Here is a 1,253-nt window from a genome sequence, read left to right on the forward strand (position 1 = left end):
GCGGCACGGTCTCGTTCCGGCCGAGCCGCTATGACGGTGGCGGCATGCGCTACCTGCGCTTCCGGAGCTGGCTGGACCAGATCACTGCCGACGCCGGCGGTCTCGCGGCGATCTATTTCGAGGAGGTCCGGTGCCATATCGGCACTGACGCGGCCCATCTCTATGGCGGCTTTCTGGCGACGCTGAGCGCTTGGTGCGAGAGCCACGCGATCGCCTATCAGGGCGTTCCCGTCGGCACGATCAAGCGGCACGTCGCCGCCAAGGGCAACGCCGACAAGGCCGCCGTCATGGCTGCCGTTCGCGCGCGCGGCTTCTCGCCCGCGGACGACAATGAAGCCGACGCCATCGCCATTCTGCTCTGGGCCATCGAGACCGATGGAGGTGTGCGATGAGCGGGGAGACGATGCTCAGGCATGCCGCGTCGGTCGTCGCCGAGCGCCGCAAGATATATGGCGATCCGGCCGCCGCGATGGCCGTGGTCGCCAGACGCTGGTCGATCACGCTCGGTCGGCCCATCACGCCAGCGGAGGTCGTGCTCTGCCTCATCGATCTGAAGCTGGCGCGGCTCGCGCACGATCCTAAGCATCAGGATTCGATCCTCGACATCGCCGGCTATGCAGCGGTGCTTCAGGAGGTCGGACGATGAGGTGGCTGCCGAAAGGATATGGCGGCGAACGCCGGTCGGCCGAAGAGGTCAAGCGGGAGGGCTGGCGCGAGCAGGGCCTACTCGTCGTCAGCCCCACCGATCCGCGCCTCACCTGGCCCGAGCGAGAACTCGTTCGCCAGCTCGGCGAGAAGCTCTATGGCGGACGGCGCCAGCCGACGGAGCATCGGCATGGCTGAATGGACTTGCGAACAGGTCGAGGAGCGGCTGATCGAAGCTGCCGATGTCATGAAGCGCCTGCCCGAGGTTCGGGTGCAAGGCTACTTCTCGGTATGGCCGAAGATCGTGCATGAGTTCGCTGATCTCGTCGGTCAGGAGCTGCCGCGCATGAAACGTCCGCCACCATTGCCGGACGCCATCAGCCGGATGGAGGCGACGCTGCCCTGGCTCAGATGGCTGGAGCCGGACGATGCCCGGCTTGTCTGGGCGCGCGCGGAGGGCACGCCGTGGAAGCCGATCTGCTGGCGCTTCGGGATCTCCCGCGCCACGGCGTGCCGCCGCTGGGAGTACGGCCTCAGCGTCATCACCTGGAAGCTCAACGGACAGCAAGTGCCGGCGAAGCGCTCGCGCGCTTTCCTCGTCGACCGCG

At 67.3% G+C, this 1,253-nt stretch carries 4 protein-coding genes; all 4 read left to right on the forward strand.

The window, feature by feature from the left end; translation table 11 throughout:
* The coding region (locus tag ABU113_RS17165; protein WP_454560670.1) for a hypothetical protein at positions 1-392 on the forward strand (392 nt) is incomplete at its 5' end.
* Positions 389-646, forward strand: coding sequence for a DUF6378 domain-containing protein (locus tag ABU113_RS17170; protein WP_454560671.1), 258 nt, complete (start codon positions 389-391; stop codon positions 644-646). The genes ABU113_RS17165 and ABU113_RS17170, both read left to right, overlap by 4 nt.
* Positions 643-843, forward strand: coding sequence for a hypothetical protein (locus ABU113_RS17175; RefSeq protein ID WP_186395545.1), 201 nt, complete (start codon positions 643-645; stop codon positions 841-843). The genes ABU113_RS17170 and ABU113_RS17175 overlap by 4 nt, the downstream gene beginning before the upstream one ends.
* Positions 836-1,253, forward strand: a 418-nt coding sequence (locus ABU113_RS17180) for a DUF6362 family protein (protein ID WP_454560672.1), incomplete at its 3' end; no start/stop codon positions are given. The genes ABU113_RS17175 and ABU113_RS17180, both read left to right, overlap by 8 nt.

It is taken from the genome of Parapedomonas caeni (genome assembly GCF_041060555.1).
GTDB lineage: Bacteria > Pseudomonadota > Alphaproteobacteria > Sphingomonadales > Sphingomonadaceae > CAUJIW01.

Excerpts from the sequence above, each read along its gene's own strand:
- ABU113_RS17170 (WP_454560671.1), top strand. The coding sequence starts at position 389 with ATGAGCGGGGAGACGATGCTCAGGCATGCCGCGTCGGTCGTCGCCGAG.
- ABU113_RS17175 (WP_186395545.1), top strand. The coding sequence starts at position 643 with ATGAGGTGGCTGCCGAAAGGATATGGCGGCGAACGCCGGTCGGCCGAA.